Source organism: Luteimonas rhizosphaerae (assembly GCF_002849595.1).
Classification (GTDB): Bacteria; Pseudomonadota; Gammaproteobacteria; order Xanthomonadales; family Xanthomonadaceae; genus Luteimonas; species Luteimonas cellulosilyticus.
Map to the genome: position 1 here is coordinate 47186 of NZ_NRQR01000022.1, position 25471 is coordinate 72656.

A 25471-nucleotide genomic window follows, 5' to 3' on the forward strand; every position below is an offset into this window, starting at 1 on the left:
GGGCTTCGATGCGCAGGCGGAGGCCTGCGTCATGCCGGATCAGAACAGGGCGCCCTGCGTCGGCGTTGCGTCGGGGGCACGCGGGCCGGGCGGCAGCGCCGGTGTGTCCGGCGCGCCCAGGCGCCAGCCCAGCCCGGACCAGCGACTGGCGTGGCGGGCGAGCGCATCGGTGAGGACATCGGCGCGCGCGGCGAGGTGCAGCGCGCTGCGCGCGCGGGTCATGCCGGTATAGACGAGTTCGCGCGACAGCACGCGATTGAAGCGCTCGGGCAGGACCAGCCAGACGGTGTCGAACTCCGAGCCCTGCGCCTTGTGCACGGTCATCGCGAACGCGCTGTCGTGCGCGGGCAACGCAGAGGGATGGAAGGGGCGCGGGTGCAGCGGATCGTCGCCGGGGAACCAGGCCATGACGGGGCCGGTGTCGTCGCCCCGGAGACAGATGCCGATGTCACCGTTGAACAGGCGGTGGCGGTAGCTGTTCTCGGTGACCAGCAGCAGGCGGCCGTGGAAGTAGCCGGGGCCGGCGCCGCGACGCGTGCTGCCGCCGAGCAGCTCTTCGATGCGGGTGTTCAGGCCACGTGCGCCCTGCGGGCCTTCGCGCACGGCGGTGAGGATGCGCAGTCGACCGGCGCGGACGAGTGCCTCGGCGGGATCGGTGGTGTCGGCGAGCGCGGCCCAGTGCGCGAGCAACGCATCGCGGTGTGCGGCGAGCGGATCGGACGGGTTCTCGTGGAAGTGCACACCGGACAGATCGCCCGCGCGCAACAGCGACAGCGCGGTGCCGGCATCGCCATCGCGCACGGCGGTCGCCAGCGGTACGAGATCGAGCGCGGCGCTCTGGCGATAGCCGCGCTGCAGGTGGATGCGGCGGCCGGGGAAGCTCTCATCGTCGTTCCCGCGCAGGCGCAACGTGCTTCCCGACGGCGCGTTGCGCTGGTCATCCATGGACGTTGCCTGTGCTGCATCCGCAGTCCCTGGAGTCCCGCCCGCAGGAGATGTGACGGCACCTGCGTCAGTGACGCGTGTCGCGCTCATGGTCCACGCAGGTTCGCCGAAAAGAAGCTTCGACACTGCGGCATCGCCAATGGGGAAGTCCGTGCCGTCACCGGCCGCACGCAGGATGCCGCTGAGCACGTCGCCGGCTTCGACCGACGGCAGCTGGTCGGGATCGCCGAGCAGCACGAGCCGCGCGCCGTCGGCGACGGCGTCGACCAGCTTGGCCATCAGCGGCAGATCGATCATCGAGGCTTCGTCGACGACGACGACATCGAACGGCAGCGGGTTGTCGGCGTGGTGTCGGAAGCGCGGGCTGTCGGGAATCGTGCCGAGCAGGCGATGCAGCGTGGTGCCGGCGGTGGGCAGGGCGTCGAGCAGCGCGCCGTCGACACCGGAGGCCGTCAGCGTCTGCACGGCCTTGCGCACGCTTTCGGCCATGCGCTCGGCGGCGCGGCCGGTCGGCGCGGCCAGCGCGATACGCGGCGCGGGCTGGCCGGCCTGCTGCGCCTGTGCGGTGAGCAGGGCGAGCAGGCGGGTGATGGTCGTGGTCTTGCCGGTGCCGGGTCCGCCGGTGACGAGGACCAGGTTATGGCGCAGCGCCACCGCGGCGGCCAGCGCCTGCAGATCGTCGCCGTTGCGGGCATGGGGAAACAGCTGCGCGAACAGCGGAGCGAGTGCGTCCAGAGCGAGTGCGTCCAGATCGCCGCCTTCGGGCCTGTACGCGCCGATGCGTCGCAAGCCGAGCGCGAGGCGGCGTTCGTACTCGCGATAACGGCGCAGGTAGAGCAGGCCGTGTTCGAACACCAGCGGGGTGTCGGCGACGGATTCGGTGTCGCCGTCGTCGGGTTGCGAGATCCAGGGCGAGGCGTCGAGCGCCGCGCGCCAGGTGTCGGGGGACGGCCAGTCGATGTCGGCGTCGACGAGGCGCTGCGGCGCGGCGGGATCGAAGCCCGCGTGACCGTTGGCGACGGCGAGCGAGGCGAGCGCGGCGGCCGCGAGCACGGCGTCGGGCGTCGTGGGATCGAGCCGACGCAGCGACTGCGCGAGCGCGTGGTCGAGCGTGCGCAGTGCGCCGGTCTCGCGCAGGGTCTGCAGCAGCGTCACGCGGCGATCTCCTGGTCGCGTCCGGCGAACAGCCCGTCCAGCGCATCGACCAGCTCCGGCGCGAACCGCCAGGCCTGCACGCCCGGCGCGTCGTCGCGGCGCGCATCGAGCCCGCGGCAGAACAGGTAGCGCACGCCGCCGAAGTCACGTGCGTAGTCGTAACCATCACCCAGACGGAATCGCAGCCAGCGGTGCAGCGCGACGGTGTAGATCAGCGCCTGCAGGTCGTACTCGCTGTGCGCCATCGCGGCCTCGAGCTGCGCGGGGCCGTAGCCGGGCAGGCGGTTGGTCTTGTAGTCGAGCACGTACCAGCGGCCGTCGTGCACGTAGGTCAGATCGATCAGGCCGGTCATCAGGCCTTCGAGCTGGCGACGCGTGCCGAAACCGCTGCGCGCGGACAGCACGCCGTGGCGGTGCAGCAACGCGAGCAGGGCGTCGATGCGCGTCGGCGCGAGGGCGAACTGGAACTCGATTTCCGGACGACGCGCATCCGCCGGCACGTCGGCGAGGCGCACGCCTTCGGGCAGGGTGACGGTCAGCGTCTGGCCGACGAGCGGGGTCAGCACGTCGATGCCGTCGTCGAGATCGGCGTCCGCATAACCGGCCGCGCGCAGGCGCTCGACGATGACATCCGCGTCGGCTTCGGGCGCAGGCGCATCGGGCGTCCAGCCGGACCACTGCGTGAAGTCGCTGCGTTCGAGCACGTCGTGCAGCACCACGCCGAACCGCGCGCCGGCGAAGCGTGGATCGTAGGCGTCTGTATCGGCGGCGGTGTCGGGCGCGGCGTCGGGATCGACGGCCGGCTCGTCCAGGCCGCCGGGCGCGGCCAGGGTCGACGCGCTCGATGCATCGTTGCCGGAATCCGCATTCGCCAGCTGGGTGAAGCTGTAGACCCACCAGTCGCTGAGCAGCGAGCGCGTCGCGATGCGCGCGGCCGGCACGGCGTCTTCGGATTCGGGCGGCAGCCACGGCAGCGATGCGGGCGGCGCCTGCGTGTCGATGCGGATGGCAGTGCCCAAGGTTTCGGCCAGCGCGTCCGGCGTGGCGATCATGTGTGCGATCGCGGCCTTCTCAAAGCCGTAGAACGTGCCGCCCGCGATCCACAGCGCATGCCGCGCGCGGGTCAGGCCGACGTAGAGCAGGCGGGCGTCTTCGGCGCGCTGGCCGTCCTGCCAACGCTGCTTCGCGTCGTTCCAGCCCGACCGCGACGGCAGCAGTTTCCAGTGCAGGGCGCGGCCAGCGTCATCGGCCACGGTGACGTGACGCCCGGCGTCGCGCGGCTTGCCGCCGATGCCGGCGAACGGCAGGAACACCAGCGGATATTCCAGACCCTTGCTCTTGTGCAGCGTGACTACCTGCACCCGGCGTGCGTCGGATTCGAGGCGCAGCAGCTGGCTGTCGTCGTCACTGCTGGCGGACGCGATCGCGCGCGACAGCCAGTCGACCAGACCGTGCAGGCCCAGCGCGTGCGCCTGCGCTTCCTGCAGCAGCTCGGCGAGCTGCAGATAGTTCGTCAGGCGACGCTCGCCATCGAGCAGGCCGAGCAGGCGGCCTGCGTGCTCCGCGCAAAGGTCGGTGATCAAGGCAAGCGGGCCGCCGCGTTGCAGACGATCGCGCCAGCCGAGTGCGGCGAGCTGCCAGGTGCGCAGCGCGTCGCCGTCTTCGTCGAGCGCGGCGACGTGTCTCGCGTCCTCGCCGATCAGCACCGTCGACAGCACCATGCGCAGGCGGCCGTCGTCGGCGCCGTGCAGCAACGCGAGCAGCAGGGCATGCACATCGCACGCCTCGGCCGTCGCGAACAGGCTCTGCTTGCCCGCGGCGACCGCGGGAATGCCGACCATCGCCAGCGCGGCGCGGATGCGCGTGGCCTCACTGTGCGAGCGCACCAGCACCGCGATGTCGGCGGGCTGCACCGGGCGGCCCTCAATCAACGCGCGGCCTTCGCGCGCATCGGACAGCACGCGATGGATCTCGGCCACACAGGCCTGCGTCGCGAGTTCGCGCGAACGGCCGGCGCTCCACGGTTTGACCTTGCCCTTGTGGTCGGGCGGCGGATCGGGCGCCTGCCACAAGGTCAGCGCAGGCGCAGGTGCGCCATCGCGCAGATAGTCGTCATCGCGACGCACGCCGCCGGGTTCGACTTCGCGAAACGCGATGCGGTCGTCGACAAACGGCGGATGGCCTGCGCCTTGCGCCTGCGCGTACAGCGCCGCCACCGCGCGCAGCACGCCGGGGCGCGAACGGAAGTTCAATGCCAGCGGCGGCGCGAGTTCGGCAGAGGCCTGCGCGGCGAGATAGGTTTCGACATCGCCACCGCGGAAGCCGTAGATCGCCTGCTTGGGATCGCCGATGACGAACAGCGCCGGCGCACCACTGGCGGCGCCGAACACGCGTTCGAAGATGCGCCACTGGCGCGGATCGGTGTCCTGGAACTCGTCCACCAGCGCGACCTTGTACTGCGTGCGCAGCTGCGCGACCAGCGCATCGGCCTGCGGCCCGTCGACGGCATCGGCCACGCGGTCGATCAGATCGTCATAGGTCTGCACGCGTTGCTGCTGCTTGAAGCGGCCGACGCGAGCGCGCGCGTCATCGCGCAGGCGATGCAGCAGTTCGACGCGGCGCGCGTCCTGCCATTCGGCGATCTCATCAAGCGCGTCGAGATACGCGGGGATCGCATCGCACACCGGCGAGTCCGGCGTCGGTCCCTTCGCGGTCTTGTTGGTCTTCTCGATCAGGCGCTCGCGACGCAGATTCGCTAGCTTCGCGTGATGGAACGGCGCGTCGTGATTGCCGGCCGCGCACCAGGTGCGCAGATCGGCGAACAGCGCGGTGATCCAGTCGGCCTTGTAGCTGGCGCCATGCAGGATCTTGCTGTCGACGGCCGCGACCAGTGATGCGCGGAAATCGTCGCCGTGCGCGTGGAACGCCTGGGCAAGCGCGGCACCCGCGGCACGCAGGCGCGGCGCCGGATCGTCGGGTAATTCCGCCAGAGCAGGACGCAGCACGCGCTCGCGCACCAGCGGCGACAGATCGCCGGCGAGCGCGAGCGGACCGCCGGACCACAGGCTGAGCAGATCGTCGGCGGCATCGGGTTCGACGCCTTGCGAGCGCCACAGATCGGCGGCGATGGCTTCGCGCAGCGCGGTATCGCTGGCCATCAGTTCTGGCGCGTCGAAACCCTGCCCGGCTTCCAGCGCGTGTTCGCGCAGCACGCGCGCGCAAAAGCCGTGGATGGTGAAGATCGCCGCGAGATCGATCTCGTCGGCCGCCGTGCGCAGGCGGCGACGCAAGGCATCGGCGCTTTCCTCGCCACGCGCGAGATGCTGCGCGAGCACGGTGTGGGTGAGCGCAGCTTCCGGCGAGGCGTCGTCGCCGATGTCGGCCTCGACCAGCGCTTCGGCCATCTTCAGGCGCGTGTGGATGCGGCTACGCAGTTCCTGGGTCGCGGCCTCGGTGAAGGTCACGGCCAGAATTTCGCCGACGCGCAGGCCACCTTCGACGACGAGCCGCACGACCAGCGTCGCCAGCGTGAAGGTCTTGCCGGTGCCGGCCGAGGCCTCGATGGCGCGCACGCCGTCGAGCGGCAACAGCAGATAGGGATCGGTGCCGCTCAATCCGATTCCTCCACATCGAGGTCCGCGGCGATCGCGCGCAGCGCATCCAGATCGGTGCCGCCGTAGACCATGCCGGAGACGACCGCGTTGAACACCGTCAGCGCCTGATCGACGAATGCGACCTGCGTGGCGGCGTCAGTAAACGGATCGCGCCCGCGCAGCGCGAGCCGCAGCGCTTCGGTACTGCCTTCGCCCCAACTGCGGTCGCTGCCGTGCCATTTCTTCGCCGCGTTCTGAAGACCACGTTCGAGTGTCGGCGCGTTGAACAGTTCCCAGCCGCTGTAGGGCGCAAAGGGAAACGGCGCGCGCAGGCCCTGGGTGCGCAGCGCGATCAACTGCGCGAGCAGGGCGCGGGCGTCGTGCGGTGCGAGCGTGGCGCGCGTGTGCGGACCGAGGCCGGAATCGTCGCCATCGTGGAACTGCACCAGCGGCGTGTCGAGTCCGGCTGCGCTGGCGAGCAGCCAGTCGAGGCCGTCGCGGATCGCGGAATTGCCGTTCGGCGCGTCGAACCGGATGCGCGCGATGCCGTGCGGATACACGTCGCCGAGCCGCCCGTGCAGGCGCACAGCCTGTCCCGGACCCGATCCGGGGACGTCGATGTCGGCCTCGATCCGCGGTGATTCGGCTACCGCATCGCCACGCCAGGCAAGGAAGGCCTCGGCATAGCCGTCGACCTCGCGTCGCACCGCATCGAGCGTGCGACGCCCCAGCGGCCCGGACGGCAGCAGGCCGCGTGCGCGCAGCAGGGCCTGCGTGGTCGCATCATCGTCGCCGCGCAGACGCGCCTCGAACACCGCGCGCTGCAGCTGCTGCTTCGCGAGGCCGCGGCCGGGCGCGAGCAGCGGTTCGACATCGCCTTCGAGCGTGTCGACGTCGGCCAGTCGCATGCCGAGCCGCTGGCGCAGGAAGGTCTCGGCCGGTGCCTGCAGGAAGCGGCGCAGCGCATCGAGCGACAGCGACGCGTCTTCGTCTTCGGTCGGCGGCAGCGCGGTGCCGTCGAACCATGCCGGCAAGGCGATGCGCCGCTGCGCCGGCTGCGAGGCGGCCTGCCACCACTGCTGCCGGTACGAGAACCGGCGCGGCTCGTCGCCGGCGCCGAAGGCCGCGGGCGCGAACGGCTGCAGCGGGTGATGCACGACGAGGTCGTCCGCCGCGTGCGCGTCGGGTGCGTGCTGCACATCGGCGGCGGCCAGCAGTTCGGTCACCAGCACCGAGGGCTCGCGCACGCTGCCGTCGCGCGGGTCCGCGCCCTGGTAGCTGACGTAGAACACGTCCTGCGCGGCGGCGAACAGTTGCAGGAACAGGAAGCGGTCGTCGTCGCGCGTGCTGCGGTCGCCGACCTGGCGTCGATCGGTGCCGAGTTCGGCGGTCAAGCGGTTGAGGCCGGCGGCCGAATCGCGACGCGGGAAGTCGCCGTCGTCCATGCCCAGCAGGCAGATCGCGCGGAACGGCAGCAGGCGCATCGGCACCATGCGACCGACGCTGACGCCGCCGGTCAGCAGCGGCGCGCGCGTGTCGGCTTCACCGAGCACGGCGGCGAAATGCGCGCGTACGGCCTCCGACGGCACCGGCGTATCGAAGCCGGCGCGCGTGGCATCGGCGGCGAACGCGTCGATCAGGCTGCGCAGGCGATCGAGTGCGCGCTGGGTCGCGGGCGCGGACGGCGGCTTCGGCAGCAGCGCGTCGAGCAGGCGCAGCAGGCGGTCGCGCCAGGCTTCGGGCGGCATCGCCTCGCCGAGCAGGTCGGCATGCCGCGCGAGCACGCGCAGCAGGCGGACCAGCGTGTCGAGCGCATCGAGCGCGCTGCCTTCGAGTTCGGGCAATGGTGCGATCAGTTGACCGGATGCCGTCGCGATCGGCACATCGCTGCCGCTGGCGTGGCCGAGCAGCAGGCGGTCGAGCGCGAACGCCCAGGTGTAGGCGTCGTCGGCCGGCGCATCCAGGCGCGCACGATGGGCGGAGTCGATGCCCCAGCGCGCGCCGGCCGCGAACAGCCAGGCATGCAGCCGCGCGAACGCACCGGCATCGAGCCCGGCGGAGTCGGCGAGAGGCGGGCTCGCCAGCAGGTCCAGTGTTTCCTCCAGACCGAAGCGCGCGACCGGCAGGGCGAGCAGGCGGAGGAAGACGTCGGCCAGTGGTTCGCCGGCGAGCGGGCTGGCATCGGCCAGCGCGTAGGGAATGTGCTCGTGCGCGCCCTGCCCCTCACGCCCGCGCCCGCCGAACACCGCATCCAGATACGGGATATAGGGATCGATGTCCGGCGCCAGTACCGCGACGTCGCGCGGCTGCAGCGGCGGATCGAAACGCGGATCCTCGAACAATGCGCGCAGCTGGTCGTGCAGGACCTGCAGTTCGCGCAGGCGCGTGTGGCAGGCGTGCACCTGCAGGCTGGGATCGTCGCGGCGCAACGCGGGCAGACGTGTGCGCGGATCCATCGCGGTCGGCGTCAGCGGCGGCGATGGCAGCCGCTGGAACAGATCCGACTGCAGACGCCGCAGCAGGCTGCCGTGAAACGCGCCGCCGCCCTCGGCGGGATCGGCATCGCTGCGCAGTTCGACATCGGGATGCACGACTTCGTAGCTGCCGAGCACGGCCATGAAATCGCGGCCGGCATGGCCCCAGGCCTGCAGCAATGGATTCTCGGTACGTGCGGCGTCGGCGCCGCCGGCGCGCACGCGCTGGAGGTCACCCCAGTAATCGCGGCTGGGCGAGGGCACGTAGAAATGCAGCGTGCCCACGCGCGCCTGCGTGGCCAGCACGCGCAGCACGTCGGGCGACACATTGAGCGTGGCGAATGCGAACAGCCGCGGCGGCAGGCCGACGGGCAGCGGCGCGTCTGTGCTTTCGAAGCGGTCGAGATACTGCTGGATGCGCCGCGCGCGATGCTGGCGGCCGCGCGCGATGCGCCGCCACAGGATCGCCTGCGGATCGTCGGCATCCGCGCCCGCTTCCCAGCGCAGCAGCCAGTCGCGGCGCCAGGCCTGGTACTTCTCGAACACCGAGGCGAGTTCGCCGGCCAGCGCCCACGGCCGCAGCGGATCATTGCTGTCGACATGCGCGCGCAATGCGGCGAGCGCGGGCTGGGCGAGGAAGGCCGGATCGGTCAGCGCGGCATACAGATGCCAGCGCAGCGCGGCGGCATCGGGTTCGTCGGTCGGCGGGCCGAGATTGGCCGACAGCGCCTTGCCGACGAATTCGCCCGGCGTCACGAACTCCAGGTTTGCGGCGACGCCATGTTCGGCAGCGAGTGTCGCCTGCAGCCAGCGCCGCATCGCGACCTGCGGAATCAGGACCACGTCCGGCGCCAGCAGCGATTGCCCCGGTGCCGGCGTGCGCAGCGCATGCGCCATCAGGCCCGCCAGCACCTCCAGTGCGTTGGAATGGTAGAGGCGGAAGTCGGGCGTGGGCGCTGCGGGCATCGCACCATGATGCCGGAGCAGGCTCTCGCCGCGTGAGACCGCACGGGTCGACGCCGTCAACGTCGCCCGCCGTCACACCATCATGCGCGCCGCAATCAGAAGTAACCGAGCACCATGTCGGCCTGCGACCCGCTCAGCGTGCCCGCCTCGATCGCATCGGCAACCGACTCGCGTACCGCGCCGGACCACGTGTCGCCGTAGCCGCTGGTCATCTGCGCGAACATCTCCAGTCGCTGGTCGCCGTCCTCGGCGAGCAGGCGCAGGACTTCGGCGCGATAGGCCGGGTCGTCGTTGTTCTTCAGCAGGTTGCCGATGTCCATTTCCCAGGTGGAAGAGCTGCCACTGCGGTTGTAGTCGGCCAGCGCGAGTTCGCGCGCCTGCGCGGCATCGCCGAACAGATCCGGCGACAGCGTCTCGGCCAGCGACGCGGCATCCGGATAGGTGTTGCCGATGTAGTCGCGGTAGAAGGTCGCGGCCTCGCCGGGATCCGTCGGCGCGTACGAGGAGATGCCCATCAGGTCCCAGGCGAAATTCGGATTGTCGGCGGCGAGCGCGGCTGCGAAGTCCGCGACGTCGTCGCCACTGATGCCGCAGGCCGCGGCGATGTCGGTGAACTTGCCGGCCAGGCCGGGCGCGCCGCCGATGTCGGGATAGGTCACCAGCAGCGACTGCAGCTGCTCGGGCGTGAGGTCGAGGGTCTCGGCCATCTCGAACAGCTGCGACGAGGAACTGATCATCTCGTCGATGATCGCCGCGTCCACGCCCGCGGCGGTCAGATATTTCTCCAGCGTTTCGCGGCGCTCGTGGCCGTTGATGACTTCGCCGGCGAACGACCCCGCCGCCGAGATCACCGCGCCGATGCCCGAGAGGAGGAAACCGGCGGGCGCGACCGGGGTGAATTCCAGCGCGCTGCCCATCACGCCGAGCACGTCGCCGACCATCGCGATCGCATAGCCGGGATTGCCGTCGGCGGCGTGGTTGAAGCTGTTGGCCAGCGAGGCGGAGTTGGCGATCAGGCCCAGGCCCGGCGCGAGCTTGGCGGCGAATCCGGCGGCGCCGGCGAAGCGTCCGGCGGCCTGTGCGGCCTCGCCGACCGCGGCCGTGCCGCCCATCGTGCCGGCGACCAGACGCGCCGCGTTCTCGCCCGACTGGGCGAAGCCCGCGACCATGTTGACGTAGTCCTCGTTGGTGCCGGCGTTGACCGCGCCGACGGCGCCCAGCAGGACGCCCGCACCGGCCACGGCGCGCATCATCGGCGAGACGGACTCGTACTGGTTGAGGTAGCCCTGCAGGGCCCGGACGTCGCCGGCGGCGGCCGCATCGAGCAGTTGCGAGCCGATGCGGAAATCGTCGACGCCGGCCTTCGCCGGCCACGCCTGGAGGAGGCTCTGGAACGCGGTCTGGAACTGCGCCGAGGCCGCCGACACGTCGCCGTTGTTGCGTTCGAGCAGCTGCGCCATCGCCGAGGACGCCGCGTCCTCGAGCACCGGACCCGAGAGTTCGTCGAAACCGGCGAAGGCTTCGGCCAGCGCCGAGGTCGGGCCGCCGGCGTTGATCTCGGTCAGCAGCGCGAGCACTTCCTCGCCGCGGCCGTCCTTCGCCAGCCCGGTCATCGCCTCGGCCACCTGTTCGGCCACGGCGGGATCGCGCACGGCCGCATCGAGCACGGCGTCGCGGTTCCCGGTGACGTGGTCGGCCAGCGCGGCCGTCGCCTCGGTCAGGCGTTCGTAGGTGCCGGCGTTCTCGGGGTCGGTGCGGAAGGCGGTGACGAAGGCCGCCTGCTGCTCGGGCGTCATCGGGCCGGCCTGTGCCAGCAGCCCGCCGAGCGTTTCGTCGAGCCTGGTGACGTCGTCGGCGGCGGCGGTGTAATCGCCGAGCACGCTGTCGAGATCGGCGGCGGTGGCGCGGGTGGCCTCCGTCGCGCCGACCTGGCCGATGCCGGCCCGTCCGGCGACGTCGGCCCAGCCGGCCGCCTGGTTGCCGAGCGTGCGCACGTCGGTCTCCGACAGCACGCCGCGGTCGACGGCCGCGCCGATCGCCAGCGCGAAGGCCTCGCGGCGGCCGTCGGCATCGAAGGAGGCGTTGGCATTGGTGACGACGTAACCGCCGTTGCCGTCCTGCTCGTAGAGCCCGCCGTACACCGGGCTGACCACCTGTTCGAGCACGCCGTCTTCCTTCGCCAGACGCACCAGTTCGGCGAGATACGCGGGATCGCCGGCGTTGGCGACCATCAGGTCGCCCAGCGCGTGCTGGGACAGGATCGCCTGGCCCTGGACGCGCTCGGCGTAGTCGCCGGCGGCGGCGTCGACCTGCTCGGTGGTGCTGCGGCCCGACGGTTCCGCGGTCGTGGTCGCCGGGCCGGCGCCCGCCTGCTGCTCGTAGGCCTCGCGCACGGTGGCGGGGCTGCGGGTCTGCACCGCCGCCAGCACCTCGTCGGCGCCGAACACCGGATCGAGCCGCTGCAGCTGCTCGGCATCGAGCCCGGCGGCCAGCGTGTTGAGCAGATCGCTGCGCGCGCCGACGCCCAGATCGGCGACCTCCGCCGTCAGCGTCGCCTGCTGCTCGGGCGTCATCGCGTCGATGCTGCGGCCCGCGGTGTAGGCGTCGGCCTGGGCCAGGCTGCTCGGCGTCGGCACGGGCGGAGGCGGCAGGGTGTAGGGATTGGTGGATTCGACCGGCATGCTCATCGCGGACTCCAGGGCGCGTCCGCGACACGCGGCGGCAATGGCGCTATCTAATGCGATGTCGCGGGCCGGCACAGCTGGGGCGCGCCCTAGCCGTGCCGGCCTCGGCGCCTCGCGCTCGCCCCGATCCGCCCGGCATGCAGCATCCCGACCCCGGGACAATTTCTGTACTGACCAGTACACCGTATGAGGTAGGATTCAGCGTGCGCCCGCCATGCTCGGCGGGTTTTCGCGCCTACCGACCTGCGTTGTCCATGACCGACTCCCTCGCCCCCGCCGTGCAGTTGCGCGATGTCCGCCTCGACCGTGGCGGCCGCACGATCGTGTCCGGCATCGATCTGTCGGTGCCGCGCGGCAGCGTGACCGCGGTGCTCGGTCCGTCGGGCAGCGGCAAGTCGACGCTGCTCTCGGCGCTGACCGGCGAACTGGTGCCGGCCACCGGCACGGTGGAGGTCTTCGGCGAGCGCGTGCCGCAACGCCAGCGCGCGCTGCTGACGCTGCGCAAGCGCATCGGCGTGCTCCTGCAGGGCAATGGCCTGCTGACCGACCTGACCGCGGCCGAGAACGTCGCGCTGCCGCTGCGCACGCATACCGACCTGCCGCGTCCGGTCATAGACCGGCTGGTGGCGATGAAGCTGCACGCCGTCGGCCTGCGCACGGCCGGCGACCTGTATCCGCGCGAGCTGTCGGGCGGCATGGCGCGTCGCGTCGCGCTGGCCCGCGCGCTGGCGCTGGATCCGCCGCTGATGATCTACGACGAGCCGCTGACGGGACTGGACCCGATCGCCTCGGGCGTGATCATGAGCCTGATCGGCCGGCTCAATGCGTCGCTCGGGCTGACCAGCATCATCGTCACCCACCATGTCCATGAGACGCTGCCGATCGCCGACCACGCGATCGTCATCGCCAATGGCGGGATCGTGTTCTCCGGCACGCCGGCCGCGCTCGAGGCCAGCACCGATCCCCTGGTGCAGCAGTTCCTGCGCGGCGAGCCGGACGGTCCGATCGCGTTCGACCGCGGCACCTACGACAGCGCCGGCCAGGCCGTCGCCGATCCCGCACTGGAGGCCGCCCGATGAGCGCCGCGATCCGTTCCCTCGGCCGCGCCGGCTTGTTCTCGCTGTCGGTGCTGCGCGCGTCGAAGCCGACCGCCGACCTGTTCTCCGAGCTGGTCCGCGAGATCTACAAGATCGGCGGCCGCAGCCTGCCGATCATCGCGGTCGGCGGTGCCTTCGTCGGCCTGTCGCTGACCCTGCTCGGCTATCGCGCGCTGGAGACCTACGGCGCCAGCAACCAGGTCAGCGTGCTGATCGGCCTGGGCCTGTACCGCGAACTGGCGCCGGTGCTGACCGCGCTGCTGTTCGTCGGCCGCGCCGGCAGCTCGATCGCCGCCGAACTCGGCCTGATGCGCGCGACCGACCAGATCACCGCGCTCGGCCTGATGGCCATCGATCCGGTCGCCAAGACCGTCGCGCCGCGCTTCTGGGCCGCGGTGATCTGCGTGCCGCTGCTGACCGCGCTGTTCTGCAGCCTGGCGCTGTCGGCGAGCTGGTTCCAGGCGGTGCAGGTGCTCGGCGTCGACAACGGCATGTTCTGGCAGACGATGCGCGACGCGGTGGATTTCCGCACCGACTTCATCACCGCGTTCCTGAAATCGGCTGTGTTCGGCGGCACCGCGGCGCTGGTCGCCTCGTACGTCGGGTACCACGCCGAACCGACGATCGAAGGCACCTCGATCGCGACGACCCGCGCGGTGGTCAACGCGTCGCTGCTCGTGCTGATGTTCAATTTCGTGATGTCCGCGTTCCTGTTCCGATGAGCCATCACCGCTGGTTCCGGAACCGGATGCGACGCTTTTCCCTGCAATGCCGCGTCCTGCGCGGTCCGCTCAAAGGTGACACCCCATGACAAGCGCCCGTGGTCCCCGTCTCGAGTTCGCCGTCGGCGCGTTCCTGCTGCTGGCGCTCGCGTCGCTGCTGGTGCTGGCGGTCGCGTCGACCAACGGCAACTTCAGCTTCACCCGCGCGTCGAGCTACGAGCTGACGGCACGTTTCAGCAACCTCGGCCAGCTGCGCCCCAACGCGCCGGTCAAGGTGGGCGGCGTGACCATCGGCCGGGTGTCGGACATCGACCTCGACCCGGTGAAGTTCGACTCGATCGTGTCCATGGCGATCGACGAGCGCTACAACGAGATCCCGGCCGACACCTCGGCGGCGATCCTCACCGGCGGCCTGCTCGGCGAAAGCTACGTCGGCCTGTCGGTCGGCGGCGATCTGGAATCGCTGCAGCCCGGCGAAGAGATCGCGTTCACCTCGCCCGCGGTCGACCTGATGCAGATGGTCGGTCGTTACATGTTCAGCGGTGCCGGCGATGCGGCCGACACCGATTCCTCGACGGATGCAGCCCCCGCGCCCGCCGATGCCCCCGCCCCAGACGAAGGAATGACCCCATGATCCGTACCTCCCTGTTCCGCAGCACCCTGTCGCTGGCGCTCGGCGCCGCGCTGCTCGTCGGCGTGCCGACCCTCGCCAGTGCCCAGCAGACCGCCGCGCCCGCCGCCCAGGCCGGCCAGCCGAGCCAGCTGGTGCTGGCCAACACCGAGCGCGTGCTGCGCACGCTGGAATCGCGCCGCGCCGAGTTCAGCCGCGACCGCGGCGCGCTGCAGACCTTCATCAACAGCGAATTCGACACGATGTTCGACCGCGACTACGCCGCCCGCCAGGTGCTGGGCCGCCACGGTCGCGGCGCGTCGGACGCCGACGTCAAGCTGTTCGGCGATGCGCTGGCCGAGAACCTGATGCGCCGCTACGGTTCGTCGCTGCTCGACTTCAACGCGCAGCTGCGCGTGCGCATCAAGTCCGAAGCACCGCTGCCGCGTGGCCTCGGCGTGCGCGTGTCGAGCGAGCTGCTGCGCAGCGGTGGCGAGCCGATCCCGGTCGACTACCTGATGCGCCAGAGCGGCGGCACCTGGAAGGTGTTCGACGTGATGGTCGAAGGCGTGTCGTTCGTGCGCACCTTCCGCGAGCAGTTCGACGGCGAGCTGCAGCGCAAGTCGATCCCCGAGGTCGCGCAGCAGCTGCGCAGCGGCCAGATCCAGGCGACCGCCGAGTAATGGCGGACGCGGCCGCCACGGTCCGGCGCAGCGGCGACGCCCTGGCGTTCGCCGGCGCCTTGACGCGTGACGCCGTGCGCCGGCTGTGGGCCGAGGCCGGCCCGCTGCGGGCCGGTGCGACGCGCCTCGACCTGACCGCGATCACCGCGATCGACAGCGCCGGCCTGGCCCTGCTCGGCGCCCTGTCCGACGACGGTCGCGTGGCCGTCGACGGCACGCCGCCCGGCCTCGCCGACCTGCGCAGCGCCTACCGGCTCGCCCCCTCGCTGGCCTTCGCGGCGGCGTAATCCACGTTCAATCGCCCGACCCCTACGGGACACCGCGCCAATGTCGACTCCTCTGCTCCTTCGCGTGACCCTGCCGCTGCTGGTGGCCGTGTTCGCGACCGCCTGCGCCGGCAATGGCGCCTCCCGCGACACCGCACCGACGCCGGTCGCGGTGTCGACGCCTGCCGACGTGCCAGCCGACCCGGCGACCGCGCCGGTCGCCGAGGGCGAGGCTGCCGCGATGACGCCGCCCGGACAGGACGCCGCGGTCGTCGAGGCCTTCGACGATGCGGCCCGGGTCGCCGGCGACGCCGCGCCCGCCAACGGCACGCCGACCCAGGAAGAAATGGACTACGCGGCCCTGTACGGCACCGACGTCTACGACCCGATCGCCGATCCCACGCTGCCGGACGCCGCGCGCACGCCACCCAGCTACGACCCGTGGGAGCCGTTGAACCGGCGCGTGTTCGCGTTCAACAGCGCCGTCGACCGCACCATCGCCACCCCACTGGCGCGCGCGTACGCGGCCGTGGTCCCGCGGCCGGTGCGTCTGGGCGTGGGCAACTTCTTCAGCAACCTCGGCCAGCCGGTCAGCGCGCTGAACGCGCTGCTGCAGGGACGGCCGAAGGCGGCGGGCCAGTCGCTCGGCCGCTTCGTCGTCAACAGCACGCTCGGCATCGGGGGCATCTTCGATCCCGCGACCGACGCGAACATTCCCAACCGGAGCGCCGATTTCGGCCAGACGCTCGGGGTCTGGGGCTGGCGCAATTCGCGCTATCTCGAGCTGCCGCTGTTCGGCCCGCGCACGCTGCGCGACGGCTTCGGCCTGGTCGGCGATGCGCCGCTGTCGCCGCTGCGCCAGGTCGGCGACGACGCGTGGCGTTTCGGTCTGCAGGGCCTCCAGCTGGTCGACCTGCGCACGCAGCTGTTCGCGCTCGACAGCATGCGCCAGGGCGCGGCCGACGAGTACGCGCTGATCCGCGATGCGTGGATGCAGCGCCGTGCGTACCAGATCGAATCGGTGCGCCGCCACGACGACGACGACACCGATTCCGATCTGCCGGACTACCTGTTCGAGGACGACGCGATGCCGTCGGTGCCGGTCGACGTGATGCCGATCGTGCCGCTGTCGCCGACGCCGTAACCTGCCGCGCCTCGCGTCCAGTCACGGCGCGGGATCAGAAGAAAAAAAGCCCCGCGGATGCGGGGCTTTTTTTGCGCGGGGTGGCGACGCGATCGGGCTTGCGTGCAGGCGCGCCCTGGCCGACGCCGCGACCGCCCACTCAGCCTGCGAGCGCGTCGTCCACCGCCGCGCGCAGCCGCGGATCGTCGGCGGTGACGTCCGGCGCGAACCGCGCGCGCACCGCGCCGTCGCGGCCGATCAGGAACTTCTCGAAATTCCACAGCACCGCCGGCGGCGGGTTCGGCGTCATGCCGTAGCCGGCCAGCTTCTCGCGCATGGGGCCGTCGCCGGTCGCCTCGGGCTGCGCGGTCGTCAGCGCCGCGTACAGGGGATGGATGTAGGCGCCGGTGACAGCGATCTTCGAGAACATCGGGAAGCTCACGTCGTAGGTCAGGCTGCAGAACTGCTGGATCTCGTCCTCGCTGCCCGGCTCCTGGTCGCCGAAATCGTTGGCCGGAAACCCCAGCACTTCCAGCCCGGCGTCGTGCTTGTCGCGATACAGGGCTTCGAGCCCCGCGTACTGCGGCGTCAGCCCGCACTTGGACGCGACGTTGACGACCAGCAGCACCTTGCCGGCGTGGTCGCGGAGGGTCGCGGGCTTGCCGTCGATGGTCTGCAGCGGAATCGTGGGAAGCGAAGCGGTCATCGTGGCGTGCTCGGTCGGGTGGAGGCCGGAGCATGCCACGCGACGGGTTGCCATCCCGACACGACCCGCGCACGCACGCGGAACACCGCGTTGCGCGTCACGGCGCCGGCGGCTCGTCCGGCAGCGCGTCGTCGAGCAGCGCCTGCGCCGCGTCGCCGGGCAGCGATTCCACGCCGCGCAGCTGGCGCTCGATCGCGCGCGTGCGCACGCCGGCCGCCTTGATGCTGTTCTGCACGGTGTCGAGCTGGCCGGTCGCCTTCTCCAGCACGGTCGCGAACTTGCCGAACTCGCTCTTGACCGCGCCCAGCACCTGCCAGACCTCGCTCGAGCGCTTCTCGATCGCCAGCGTGCGGAAGCCCATCTGCAGGCTGTTGAGCAGCGCGGTGAACGTCGTCGGGCCGGCCAGCACCACGCGGTGTTCGCGCTGCAGCAGGTCGACGAGGCCGGCGCGGCGGATGGTCTCCGCGTACAGGCCTTCGGTCGGCAGGAACATGACCGCGAAATCGGTCGTGTGCGGCGGACAGACGTACTTGTCGCTGATCGACTTGGCCTGCACGCGGATCGCGCGTTCGAGCTGCGCGGCGCAGGTCTTGACCGCGTCGGCGTCGCCCTTGTCCTGCGCGTCGAGCAGGCGCTCGTAATCCTCGCGCGGGAACTTGGCGTCGACCGGCAGCCACACCGGCACGTCGGCATCGCCGCGGCCCGGCAGGCGGATCGCGAAGTCCACGGCCTCACCGCTGCCCGGGCGCACGCGCACGCTCTTGGCGTACTGCTCTTGGGTCAGGGTCTGCTCGAGGATGTTCTCCAGCTGCACCTCGCCCCAGCCGCCGCGGTCCTTGACGTTGGTCAGCACGCGCTTGAGGTCGCCGACGCCGGTGGCCAGCTGCTGCATCTCGCCGAGCCCGCGCTGCACCTGTTCCAGCCGCTCGGACACCAGCTTGAACGACGCGCCGAGGCGCGTTTCCAGCGTCGTCTGCAGTTTCTCGTCGACGGTCGCGCGCATCTGCTCCAGCTTCGCGGCGTTGTCGGCCTGCAGCGCCTGCAGCTGCTGTTCGAGCGTCGCGCGCATCTCGCCGATCTTCTGCTCGTTGCGCTGGGTGAGTTCGTTGAGCCGTGCGCCGAGTGCATCGGCGAAACGCTGCTGCTGCTCCGCGCCTTCGGTGCGCGTCTTGCGCGCGTCTTCGGTCAGCGCTGCGCGCAGCACGTCTAGGCGCTCGTCGGTGGTGCGGGTGAACGCGTCGAGTCGGGCATCGGTGCGCGTGGTGAATTCGTCCAGCCGCTGGTCGGTGCGCGCGGCGACGGCCTGCAGCTGCACACCGAAGGCGTCGATGCGCTGGGCCTGCGAGGCAGCCGAGGCATCGAGTTGCTGGCGCAGTTCGCCGCGGCCGTCGCGCTGCTCCTCGCGCAGCACGCGCTCCAGCGCGTCGCTGCCCTGGCCGGGCCGGCGCAGCAGCAGGACGACGAGCAGCCCGGTCGCGATGGCGACGAGCAGGAGGATCAGGGCGAGCAGGACGAGCGTGGTATCCATCCGGTGATTCTAGCGGGCGCCGTCTCAGCGGCTGCGTCTGCATGCGAAACTCGCGTGCGGGATGGAACGACGACGCTGCGGCGCAACCGGTCGATCGACGAGGCGAAGCGCCGGCTCACCGCCCGATGGTGACGCTGGTCGCTGCCTGCTGCTGGTCGGCGCGGGCGTGCTGGCCGCGATCCATCTGTCCGCCACCGAGGGCGAGGCGCTCGATCTCGGCCGCATCGTCGGCGGCGCCGTGGTGGTGGTCGGTCTGCTCGTCTACGGTTTTGGCCTGCTGGTTTCAACGAACAGTCGCGCGCCGCGCGAACGCCGCTGATCTACCCTTGGGAGATGCCGATGTCCGATCTGCCTGCATTGCCCGTACTCGCGCCGGGCCGCTACCGTCATTACAAGGGGCGGGATTACGACGTCATCGGCGTGGCGTGGCACAGCGAGACGCTGGAACCGGTGGTCGTTTACCGGCCGCTGTATGGCGAAGGCGCGTTGTGGGTGCGGCCGCATGCGATGTTCGTCGGCGCCGTCGATGTCGACGGCGTCGAGGTGCCGCGCTTCGCGCCGGTCGCCCTCTCCACGGAGCGCACCTGATGCACGCCATGCCTTCGATCGCACTTCGCCAGGTCGCCGTGACCGTCTCGGACGTCGACGCGGTGCTCGGCTTCTATCGCGACGTGCTGGGACTCGACTTCCTGTTCCGCGCCGGACCCGGGCTCGCGTTCCTCGATGCGGGCGGTGTGCGCCTGATGCTCAGCACGCCGCAGGGCGCTGGCGAGGTCGGGCGCAACTCGGTGCTGTATTTCGGCGTGCACGACATCGTCGCGACGTTCGAGGCGTGCGTGACCCGCGGTGCGACTGCGGAACGCGTGCCCGCGCTCGCCGCGCAGAGGCCCGACCACGCGCTGTGGATCGGTTTCCTGCGTGATCCCGACGGCAACCTGGTCGGGTTGATGGAAGAAGTGCGCGGGAGCGTCCCGTCCGGCGGCTGACGCCCCGTCCTGCCAGCGCGCCGTGCGCGCTGGCAGGACGTCGACGTCAGAAGTCCCAGCGCGCCGAAAGGGTGAGCGGCACGGAGAACCGGCTGCCGGTGTCGTTGATCGACGCCAGGCCGAGCCCACCGATCGCGCTGTCGTCGTCCTTCAGATCGGCGATGTAGCGCACGCCGCTGGCCAGGGTGACGCTGAAGCGCTCGCTGACCGGCATGATCACGCCCGCATCCAGGCCGCCGGTGGCGACCCAGCCCGACTCGTAGAACGGGGCATCGGCGATGGTGATGCCCGCATCCGGGATCGAGAACGTCGCGCGGATCTCGTCGACGCGGACGGCGCCCGCGCGCGCGCCGACGAACGGGCGTGCATAGCCGGGCGTGCCGAAGTAGTAGCGGTACCCGAGCTCGGCCGACACCGCCATGTAGTCGCTGAAGGTGCCGAAGACCGGGAGCTCGGTGGCCAGCGCCGGCACGAAGGCCCCGCCCACCTGCACCGTCCCGTCGTCGGCCTCGGTCCGGCGCACCTGTCCGAACAGCTCGGAGCGGTCGTCGAACGCGTAGGCGAATTCCACGCCCACCGTGGGGGCCAGGTCGTAGATGCGGTCGTGCCCGCGGTCGCCGATGCGCAGTTCGGCATCGATGCCGGCCAGGGCGGGATTCAGCGGACCGAGGTCGGGGACCGCGGCGACGGCGCCGTCATGGACGTCGCCGCTCAGGGGCGCATCGACGCCCCCCAGCAGCGACAGCGAGAAGCGGCCGGCCTCGGGGCCGGCGGCGTGGGCCGAGCTGGCAACCAGTGCCACGACAGGAACAATGAGCCAAGTGCGCATTGGAATCTCCGGACAGGATGGGAGCGGGGGATACCGGCGTCCGACGACGTCGGTGATGGCTCTACGGCCGACGAACGGAATCGGATTCCGCAGACGCTGCCGCGCGCCCGGGGATCCAGCCGGCCCCGGACGGCGTAGATATCTGGGCGCCCTCCCGCGCCGCCATCCCGGTCCCGACACCGCCGCCATGACTCGCCTGCCGCGTCCCGCTCCCACGAAGGTCACGCCATTGCGCGACACTGTGCGTATGTCCTCTCCGAGCGAAGCCCAGCGGGATCTCCAGTACTGGTCCGACCAGATGGCGCAGGTGGCGGCCACCCAGGACCAGGACAGCTTCCTGCGCATCTACGACCACTTCGCGCCGCGCCTGAAGCGTTATCTGCTCGGCCTGGGCGCGAACTCGAACAAGGCCGAGGATCTGGTGCAGGACGCCATGCTGCGGGCGTGGCGCGGGGCGCGGCAGTTCGATGCCTCGCGTGCCTGCCTGGCGACGTGGCTGTTCCGCATCACCCGCAACCTCTACATCGACAGCGTGCGGCGCCGGGCCACGGTGGCCTATGGCGACGGCCTGCCCGAGGATTTCGAACTGGCGCTCGACCGGGAGGTGGACGAAGCCAGCGCCCCGGAGAGCTATGTCGACGAGGTGAGTCTGGGCCGGGCGATCGACGCGCTGCCCGCCACCCAGGCGCGCCTGGTGCGGATGTCCTTTCTCGAGGCGCGCAGCCACAGCGAGATCGCCCACGAACTGGGCATGCCGCTGGGCTCGGTGAAATCGACCCTGCGCCGCGCCTTCGCACGGTTGCGCAACCGGCTGTTGGAGGCCGATGCATGAGATCGCTACAGCACCACCCGGATCCGACCACCCTGCTCGCCTATGCCGCCGGGACCAGCCCGACCGCCTTCGCGGTCGTGGTGGCGGCCCACCTCGCGGCCTGCGCCGCGTGCCGGACCGCGGTGCGCGACGCCGAACGCACCGGGGCATGCCTGGTCGAGCAGCAGGAGGGCGCCGCGCTGTCGCCGGGCGCGCGCGACGCCCTCCGCGCACGCCTGGGCGATGCGCCGATGCTGCCGCGCCCGGCCGTGCGTGATGTCGCGCCGGCCCACGATCCCGATCTGCTGCCGGTCTCGCTGCAACCCTTCTTCGGCCCGCGCTACAGCACGCTGCGCTGGCGCCGCGTGGTGCCCGGCGTGCATTACCTGCGCGCCGAGTCGCCGGGCGAAGGCGGTGGGCTGATGCTGCTGCGTACCGCGCCGGGCCAGGGCATTCCCATGCACAGCCACGCCGGTCACGAAGTCACGATGATCCTGCGTGGCGCCTACGACGACGCACTCGGCCGTTTCGGCGCCGGCGACGTCGCCGACCTCGACGAGAGCGTCGAGCACCAGCCGGTCACCGCGCCTGGGGAGGCCTGCATCTGCGTGGCCGCCACGGAAGCGCCGATGCGCTTCCACGGCTGGATGGCGCGCGCGCTGCAGTCCGTGCTGCGGCTCTGACGCCGGGGCGGTTCAGGCCGCCGTCGGTACCGGCGCGTTCGCGGCGAGGATGCCGGCCTCGCGCAGGTCGGACCACACGCCGGCCGGGATCGCGACCGACATCGATTCGATGTTCGCGGCCACCTGCTCGGCATTGCGCGATCCCGGCACGATCGCCGAGACCACGTCCGGCGCGTTGGCGAACTGCAGTGCGACGGTGCGCAGGTCGACGCCGTGCGCGCGCACGATCTCCTGCGCCTTCGCACGCTTGGCCTCGGAATCCGGCGGCACCGGCTGCGCACCGTAGAGATAGCGGTCGCGGCCGGCGAGGAAGCCGGCCAGCAACGGCGAGCCGACGATGACCGAGATGTCCTTCGCGGCGAGCTTCGGGAAGGTGTCGTCGAGCGCGCGATGGTGGTCGAGCAGCGAGTACTGGCAGGCCAGCAGGAAGATGTCCGGATCGCTGACCTCGATCGCGCGCAGCGCCGGGTCCGGTGTGTTGACGCCCATGCCCCAGGCCTTGATCAGCCCTTCCTCGCGCATCCTGGTCAGCTCGACGAACGCGCCGGTGCGCGCGGTCTCGAAATACTCGGTCCAGTTCTCGCCCATGTCCGCGTTGTCGGGCGACAGGTCGTGGATCAGCACGATGTCGATCGCGTCGATGCCGAGACGCTGCAGGCTGTCCTCGATCGAGCGGCGCGTGCCCGCGGCGCTGTAGTCGTAGCGGTAGTCGAACGGCGGCGGATCCTTCCAGCTGACCTGGGGCGTGTCCTTCGTCGCGGTCAGCAGACGGCCGACCTTGGTCGAGATGACGTACTCGTCGCGCGGCTGCCGGTTGAGCACATGGCCGAAGCGGCGCTCGGAACGTCCGAGACCGTACCAGGGCGAGGTGTCGAACAGGCGCATGCCACCGTCCCACGCCGCCTGCAGCGTGGCCTCCGCATCCTCTTCGGACACCACCGCCCAGTTGTTGCCGAGCGGCGCACCGCCGAGGCCGACGCGGCCGGTCGGGCGCCAGCGGGGCCCACCGGACGGATTGGTCGGCAGGGGTGTGCGTCGGGTCGGGCCGCGTGTCGGCAGCACGTCGCCGGGCGTGGTCTGGGTGCGCGCGAGCAGCGGCGCGGCGGCCAGGGTCGCGGCGCCGAGCGCGGCGGCGGACAGGAAGGTGCGGCGTGAATGCATGGCGGCTCTCTTATCGGCGTGGGTGTGGGCGCGGACACCGAATCGCGACCGGCAACCGGTCCGCCTCGATGTCGCGAGGGTCCACCCTGCCAGCGGCTGCGGCTGGAGACCGTGAATCCTGGCGATGTGGATGCGCCGCAATACCGGACACTGCGTTGCGGCCTCGGCCCGCGCGTATCATCCGCGCTCGCTCGCAATGGGGACCGGCATGGCGTGGATGGGGATTTCCGATGTGCCCACGTTCGTGGTGTCGGTGCTGGTCTTTCTGGCGATTCCCGGTCCGGGCACCTTCGCGCTGCTGACGGCGACTGCGCGCGGTGGCGTGCGCGCCGGCTATGCGGCGTTCCTCGGCCTCGCACTCGGCGACCAGGTGCTGCTGTGGCTGGCCGCCGGTGGCGTGGCCGCCCTGCTCGCGGCCAATCCGATGCTGTTCCGCGGCGTGCAGTGGCTCGGCGCGGCGTATCTGGTGTGGATCGGCGTGCAACTGCTGCGCAGTCGCGGTGACGGCGCCGGCATGGTCGCCATGGGCCGCGGCCACTGGTTCCGCCAGGGCATGCTCATCACCCTGCTCAATCCGAAGGCCGTGCTGTTCTACATGGCGTTCTTTCCGCTGTTCATCGATCCGGCCCGGCACCGCGGCCTCGTGACGTTCGCGGCGATGTCGGTACTGATCTGCGTGCTCGCCCTGCTGTACTGCTCGCTGCTGATCCTCACCGGCCACGCGCTGCGCGCCCGCGTCGCGCGCGATCCGCGCATCGCGACCTGGCTGCGGCGGATCGCCGGCGCGTGCCTGGTCGGATTCGGCGTGCGGCTCGCGTTCAATTGAAACCGGCGCGGTGCAGCGATGTATCGACTCGCCATGCGGGGCCGCGCGCGAGCGCGCTGCTACAAAAGCCGGACGATCACGCAGGATCGAGCCTGTCGGAGCGCGCGCGATGCGTGCGGACGCTGACTCTGGTGAATTGCGCGGCAGGGTGATGCAGCCTGCCGCGTGATCTGCGCTGGACGCGTTCAACGCAAGCGGTGATCGAGCCAGTCGACGACGCGCTGCTGCAGGTCGATCCCGTGCGCCTGCTCGTGGAACCAGTGCGGCCCGCGCGGATACGTCACCAGTTCGACCGGCGTGCCGTTGAAGCGCAAGGCGCGATGGAACATCTGTGCCTGCGACAACGGCACGCGTGCATCGGCCTCGCCGTGCAGCAACAGCACCGGCACGCGCACATCCGCGGCGTGATGCACCGGCGACTGCGCGTCGTAGGTCCTGCGTTCGCGCAGCGGATCGCCGAAGTAGCCGGGCAGGTAATCCGGCACGTCGTTGGTCAGCGCCGCGCTGGCGAGGTCGAGCACGCCGGCACCGACGATCGCCGTGCGGAACCGGTCACTGCGCGCGACCGCCCACGCCGACAGATAACCGCCGTAACTCCAGCCGCCGATCGCGAGGCGCTTCGGGTCGACGACGCCTTCGGCTTCCAGCACGTCGACACCGTCGAGCACGTCCTGCAGCGGGCCGTCGCCCCAGTCGCCGCGGGCGAGTTCGGCGAACGCAGTGCCGTGGCCTTCGGAGCCGCGCGGATTCGGCAGCAGCACGGCGTACCCGCGCGAGGCGAGCAGCTGCGCCCACTCGTGCCACGAACCCTGCCAGCCCGACCACCACGCCCACGCCGGTCCGCCGTGGATCTGCACCAGCGTCGGCAATGGCGTCTGGCCGTCCCAGTCGGAAGGCGTGACCAGCAGGCCGCTGATCGCGCGGCCATCGCGCGACGACGCCCATTCGAGTTCGCGCACGCGGCCGAGCGCCCAGTCCGCGACCTGCGGCTGGTGATCGCTGCGCTGCGCGAGCCGGGTGCCATCCCAGGTCCAGACGTTGCCCGGGCTGTCGTCGCGCAAGCCGAGGTAGGCGACGCGGCCATCGGCGGATGCGGTGAAGCTGCGATACGGAATCTGCGGCTGCGCGAGTTCGATGGCCGTGCCGCTCGACGCATCGAGCCGCAACAGCGCACCGCGGATGCCGCGCTGGCCCTGGCCGAGCAGCGTGGTGTCGGTCTGCCAGCGCGCGAGCCACAACGTGCCGGGCCAGCTCTCGCCGAGCGCCACCTGCGTGCCGCGCGCGATGTCGTGGGCGATCGGCGTCGCGACCATGCCGTGCGTACCGAGCCGGCCGTACAGCAGCCGCGTGCCATCCGGCGACCCCTGCAGCGGATGCGCCGACTGTCGACATCCAGCAGCACCACCGCCGAGTCGTACCAGAAGTCGTTGAGCGTGGTGCCGGTCGAGCGGCGCAGCGCGAGCGTGCGGCCATCGGGCGACCAGGCGAGATCGTGGACCTGCAGCCCGGTCGGCGTCAGCACGCGCGCCGCGCCAGTTTCGAGGTCCTGCACCCAGACGCGCGAGAAGCGCGTGGGCTGTTCGACGACGACCGCATCGTCCTTGGCCGCCATGCGAGCGGCGT

At 71.2% G+C, this 25471-nt stretch carries 21 protein-coding genes; 12 read left to right on the top strand and 9 right to left on the bottom strand.

Annotation, left to right across the window (positions count from 1 at the left end; genetic code table 11):
* Nucleotides 1-39: 39 nt before the first annotated feature.
* The 4 genes from recD to CJ022_RS11270 all read right to left on the bottom strand — a co-directional run bounded on the left by recD (nt 40) and on the right by CJ022_RS11270 (nt 11820).
* Nucleotides 40-2100 carry an exodeoxyribonuclease V subunit alpha gene (gene recD, locus CJ022_RS11255; protein WP_101926748.1) on the bottom strand — a complete coding sequence of 687 codons (2061 nt, stop codon included), beginning with the start codon at nt 2098-2100 and terminating at the stop codon, nt 40-42.
* Complete coding sequence (locus CJ022_RS11260) at nt 2097-5714, bottom strand: UvrD-helicase domain-containing protein (protein ID WP_425490845.1); 3618 nt, start codon at nt 5712-5714, stop codon at nt 2097-2099. Before CJ022_RS11260 ends, recD begins: the two co-directional genes overlap by 4 nt.
* Entirely contained in the window at nt 5711-9133 is a 3423-nt protein-coding gene (gene recC / locus CJ022_RS11265; protein ID WP_101926750.1) for an exodeoxyribonuclease V subunit gamma, read from the bottom strand. The genes CJ022_RS11260 and recC overlap by 4 nt, the downstream gene beginning before the upstream one ends.
* 95 nt (nt 9134-9228) lie before the next feature.
* A complete protein-coding gene (locus CJ022_RS11270; protein WP_101926751.1) occupies nt 9229-11820 on the bottom strand; it encodes a hypothetical protein in 2592 nt (863 codons plus the stop codon).
* A gap of 251 nt (nt 11821-12071) precedes the next feature.
* Between CJ022_RS11270 and CJ022_RS11275 the strand changes: the two genes are divergently transcribed.
* The 6 genes from CJ022_RS11275 to CJ022_RS11300 all read left to right on the top strand — a co-directional run bounded on the left by CJ022_RS11275 (nt 12072) and on the right by CJ022_RS11300 (nt 16339).
* Complete coding sequence (locus CJ022_RS11275) at nt 12072-12896, top strand: ABC transporter ATP-binding protein (protein WP_101926752.1); 825 nt, start codon at nt 12072-12074, stop codon at nt 12894-12896.
* Nucleotides 12893-13636 carry an MlaE family lipid ABC transporter permease subunit gene (locus tag CJ022_RS11280; RefSeq protein ID WP_101926753.1) on the top strand — a complete coding sequence of 248 codons (744 nt, stop codon included), beginning with the start codon at nt 12893-12895 and terminating at the stop codon, nt 13634-13636. The genes CJ022_RS11275 and CJ022_RS11280 overlap by 4 nt, the downstream gene beginning before the upstream one ends.
* 85 nt (nt 13637-13721) lie before the next feature.
* Nucleotides 13722-14270: an outer membrane lipid asymmetry maintenance protein MlaD gene (mlaD, locus tag CJ022_RS11285; protein WP_101926754.1), complete on the top strand. Its 549-nt coding sequence runs from the start codon at nt 13722-13724 to the stop codon at nt 14268-14270.
* Between the two features lie 11 nt (nt 14271-14281).
* Complete coding sequence (locus CJ022_RS11290) at nt 14282-14929, top strand: MlaC/ttg2D family ABC transporter substrate-binding protein (RefSeq protein ID WP_425490847.1); 648 nt, start codon at nt 14282-14284, stop codon at nt 14927-14929.
* Nucleotides 14929-15216: an STAS domain-containing protein gene (locus CJ022_RS11295; protein WP_101926756.1), complete on the top strand. Its 288-nt coding sequence runs from the start codon at nt 14929-14931 to the stop codon at nt 15214-15216. Before CJ022_RS11290 ends, CJ022_RS11295 begins: the two co-directional genes overlap by 1 nt.
* Nucleotides 15217-15256: 40 nt before the next feature.
* Nucleotides 15257-16339 carry an MlaA family lipoprotein gene (locus CJ022_RS11300; protein WP_101926757.1) on the top strand — a complete coding sequence of 361 codons (1083 nt, stop codon included), beginning with the start codon at nt 15257-15259 and terminating at the stop codon, nt 16337-16339.
* Nucleotides 16340-16478: 139 nt separating this feature from the next.
* Here CJ022_RS11300 and CJ022_RS11305 read toward each other — a convergent pair whose 3' ends face one another.
* A complete protein-coding gene (locus tag CJ022_RS11305; protein ID WP_101926758.1) occupies nt 16479-17024 on the bottom strand; it encodes a glutathione peroxidase in 546 nt (181 codons plus the stop codon).
* 97 nt (nt 17025-17121) lie between these two features.
* Complete coding sequence (rmuC, locus tag CJ022_RS11310; protein ID WP_101926759.1) at nt 17122-18552, bottom strand: DNA recombination protein RmuC; 1431 nt, start codon at nt 18550-18552, stop codon at nt 17122-17124.
* Between the two features lie 61 nt (nt 18553-18613).
* Between rmuC and CJ022_RS16785 the strand changes: the two genes are divergently transcribed.
* The 3 genes from CJ022_RS16785 to CJ022_RS11320 are packed head-to-tail and all read left to right on the top strand — an operon-like array spanning nt 18614 to nt 19538.
* Nucleotides 18614-18871 carry a hypothetical protein gene (locus tag CJ022_RS16785; RefSeq protein WP_143703944.1) on the top strand — a complete coding sequence of 86 codons (258 nt, stop codon included), beginning with the start codon at nt 18614-18616 and terminating at the stop codon, nt 18869-18871.
* A 20-nt stretch (nt 18872-18891) separates the two neighbouring features.
* Nucleotides 18892-19140: a DUF1653 domain-containing protein gene (locus CJ022_RS11315; RefSeq protein WP_101926792.1), complete on the top strand. Its 249-nt coding sequence runs from the start codon at nt 18892-18894 to the stop codon at nt 19138-19140.
* On the top strand, nt 19140-19538 hold the full coding sequence (locus tag CJ022_RS11320; protein WP_101926760.1) for a VOC family protein: 399 nt from the start codon (nt 19140-19142) through the stop codon (nt 19536-19538). The genes CJ022_RS11315 and CJ022_RS11320 overlap by 1 nt, the downstream gene beginning before the upstream one ends.
* Before the next feature lie 46 nt (nt 19539-19584).
* Here CJ022_RS11320 and CJ022_RS11325 read toward each other — a convergent pair whose 3' ends face one another.
* Entirely contained in the window at nt 19585-20367 is a 783-nt protein-coding gene (locus CJ022_RS11325; protein WP_143703945.1) for a hypothetical protein, read from the bottom strand.
* Nucleotides 20368-20614: 247 nt separating this feature from the next.
* On the opposite strand from CJ022_RS11325, the gene CJ022_RS11330 reads away from it, so the two are divergent.
* Both CJ022_RS11330 and CJ022_RS11335 read left to right on the top strand, forming a co-directional pair.
* Nucleotides 20615-21199, top strand: a complete 585-nt coding sequence (locus CJ022_RS11330) for a sigma-70 family RNA polymerase sigma factor (RefSeq protein WP_101926762.1) — start codon at nt 20615-20617, stop codon at nt 21197-21199.
* Entirely contained in the window at nt 21196-21861 is a 666-nt protein-coding gene (locus CJ022_RS11335) for a ChrR family anti-sigma-E factor (RefSeq protein WP_101926763.1), read from the top strand. Before CJ022_RS11330 ends, CJ022_RS11335 begins: the two co-directional genes overlap by 4 nt.
* 12 nt (nt 21862-21873) lie before the next feature.
* Here the strand turns inward: CJ022_RS11335 and CJ022_RS11340 are convergent, their stop codons facing one another.
* On the bottom strand, nt 21874-23022 hold the full coding sequence (locus CJ022_RS11340; protein ID WP_101926764.1) for an aldo/keto reductase: 1149 nt from the start codon (nt 23020-23022) through the stop codon (nt 21874-21876).
* 217 nt (nt 23023-23239) lie between these two features.
* Here CJ022_RS11340 and leuE point away from each other — a divergent pair, with 217 nt between their 5' ends.
* Nucleotides 23240-23848: a leucine efflux protein LeuE gene (leuE, locus tag CJ022_RS11345; protein ID WP_233198732.1), complete on the top strand. Its 609-nt coding sequence runs from the start codon at nt 23240-23242 to the stop codon at nt 23846-23848.
* A gap of 185 nt (nt 23849-24033) precedes the next feature.
* On the opposite strand, the gene CJ022_RS17545 is transcribed toward leuE, so the two are convergent.
* Nucleotides 24034-25161, bottom strand: coding sequence for an alpha/beta hydrolase family protein (locus CJ022_RS17545; protein WP_233198734.1), 1128 nt, complete (start codon nt 25159-25161; stop codon nt 24034-24036).
* Nucleotides 25162-25471: the final 310 nt, after the last annotated feature.

What these genes read in the sequence shown, in the direction of transcription:
- CJ022_RS16785 (WP_143703944.1), top strand. Translation starts at nt 18,614, where the DNA reads ATGGAACGACGACGCTGCGGCGCAACCGGTCGATCGACGAGGCGAAGC.
- CJ022_RS11275 (WP_101926752.1), top strand. Translation starts at nt 12,072, where the DNA reads ATGACCGACTCCCTCGCCCCCGCCGTGCAGTTGCGCGATGTCCGCCTC.
- CJ022_RS11300 (WP_101926757.1), top strand. Translation starts at nt 15,257, where the DNA reads ATGTCGACTCCTCTGCTCCTTCGCGTGACCCTGCCGCTGCTGGTGGCC.
- CJ022_RS17545 (WP_233198734.1), bottom strand. Translation starts at nt 25,161, where the DNA reads ATGGTCGCGACGCCGATCGCCCACGACATCGCGCGCGGCACGCAGGTG.
- recC (WP_101926750.1), bottom strand. Translation starts at nt 9,133, where the DNA reads ATGCCCGCAGCGCCCACGCCCGACTTCCGCCTCTACCATTCCAACGCA.
- leuE (WP_233198732.1), top strand. Translation starts at nt 23,240, where the DNA reads ATGGGGATTTCCGATGTGCCCACGTTCGTGGTGTCGGTGCTGGTCTTT.
- mlaD (WP_101926754.1), top strand. Translation starts at nt 13,722, where the DNA reads ATGACAAGCGCCCGTGGTCCCCGTCTCGAGTTCGCCGTCGGCGCGTTC.
- CJ022_RS11330 (WP_101926762.1), top strand. Translation starts at nt 20,615, where the DNA reads ATGTCCTCTCCGAGCGAAGCCCAGCGGGATCTCCAGTACTGGTCCGAC.
- CJ022_RS11270 (WP_101926751.1), bottom strand. Translation starts at nt 11,820, where the DNA reads ATGAGCATGCCGGTCGAATCCACCAATCCCTACACCCTGCCGCCTCCG.
- CJ022_RS11305 (WP_101926758.1), bottom strand. Translation starts at nt 17,024, where the DNA reads ATGACCGCTTCGCTTCCCACGATTCCGCTGCAGACCATCGACGGCAAG.
- CJ022_RS11280 (WP_101926753.1), top strand. Translation starts at nt 12,893, where the DNA reads ATGAGCGCCGCGATCCGTTCCCTCGGCCGCGCCGGCTTGTTCTCGCTG.
- CJ022_RS11335 (WP_101926763.1), top strand. Translation starts at nt 21,196, where the DNA reads ATGAGATCGCTACAGCACCACCCGGATCCGACCACCCTGCTCGCCTAT.
- CJ022_RS11340 (WP_101926764.1), bottom strand. Translation starts at nt 23,022, where the DNA reads ATGCATTCACGCCGCACCTTCCTGTCCGCCGCCGCGCTCGGCGCCGCG.
- CJ022_RS11295 (WP_101926756.1), top strand. Translation starts at nt 14,929, where the DNA reads ATGGCGGACGCGGCCGCCACGGTCCGGCGCAGCGGCGACGCCCTGGCG.
- rmuC (WP_101926759.1), bottom strand. Translation starts at nt 18,552, where the DNA reads ATGGATACCACGCTCGTCCTGCTCGCCCTGATCCTCCTGCTCGTCGCC.
- CJ022_RS11315 (WP_101926792.1), top strand. Translation starts at nt 18,892, where the DNA reads ATGTCCGATCTGCCTGCATTGCCCGTACTCGCGCCGGGCCGCTACCGT.
- CJ022_RS11320 (WP_101926760.1), top strand. Translation starts at nt 19,140, where the DNA reads ATGCACGCCATGCCTTCGATCGCACTTCGCCAGGTCGCCGTGACCGTC.
- CJ022_RS11325 (WP_143703945.1), bottom strand. Translation starts at nt 20,367, where the DNA reads ATGCGCACTTGGCTCATTGTTCCTGTCGTGGCACTGGTTGCCAGCTCG.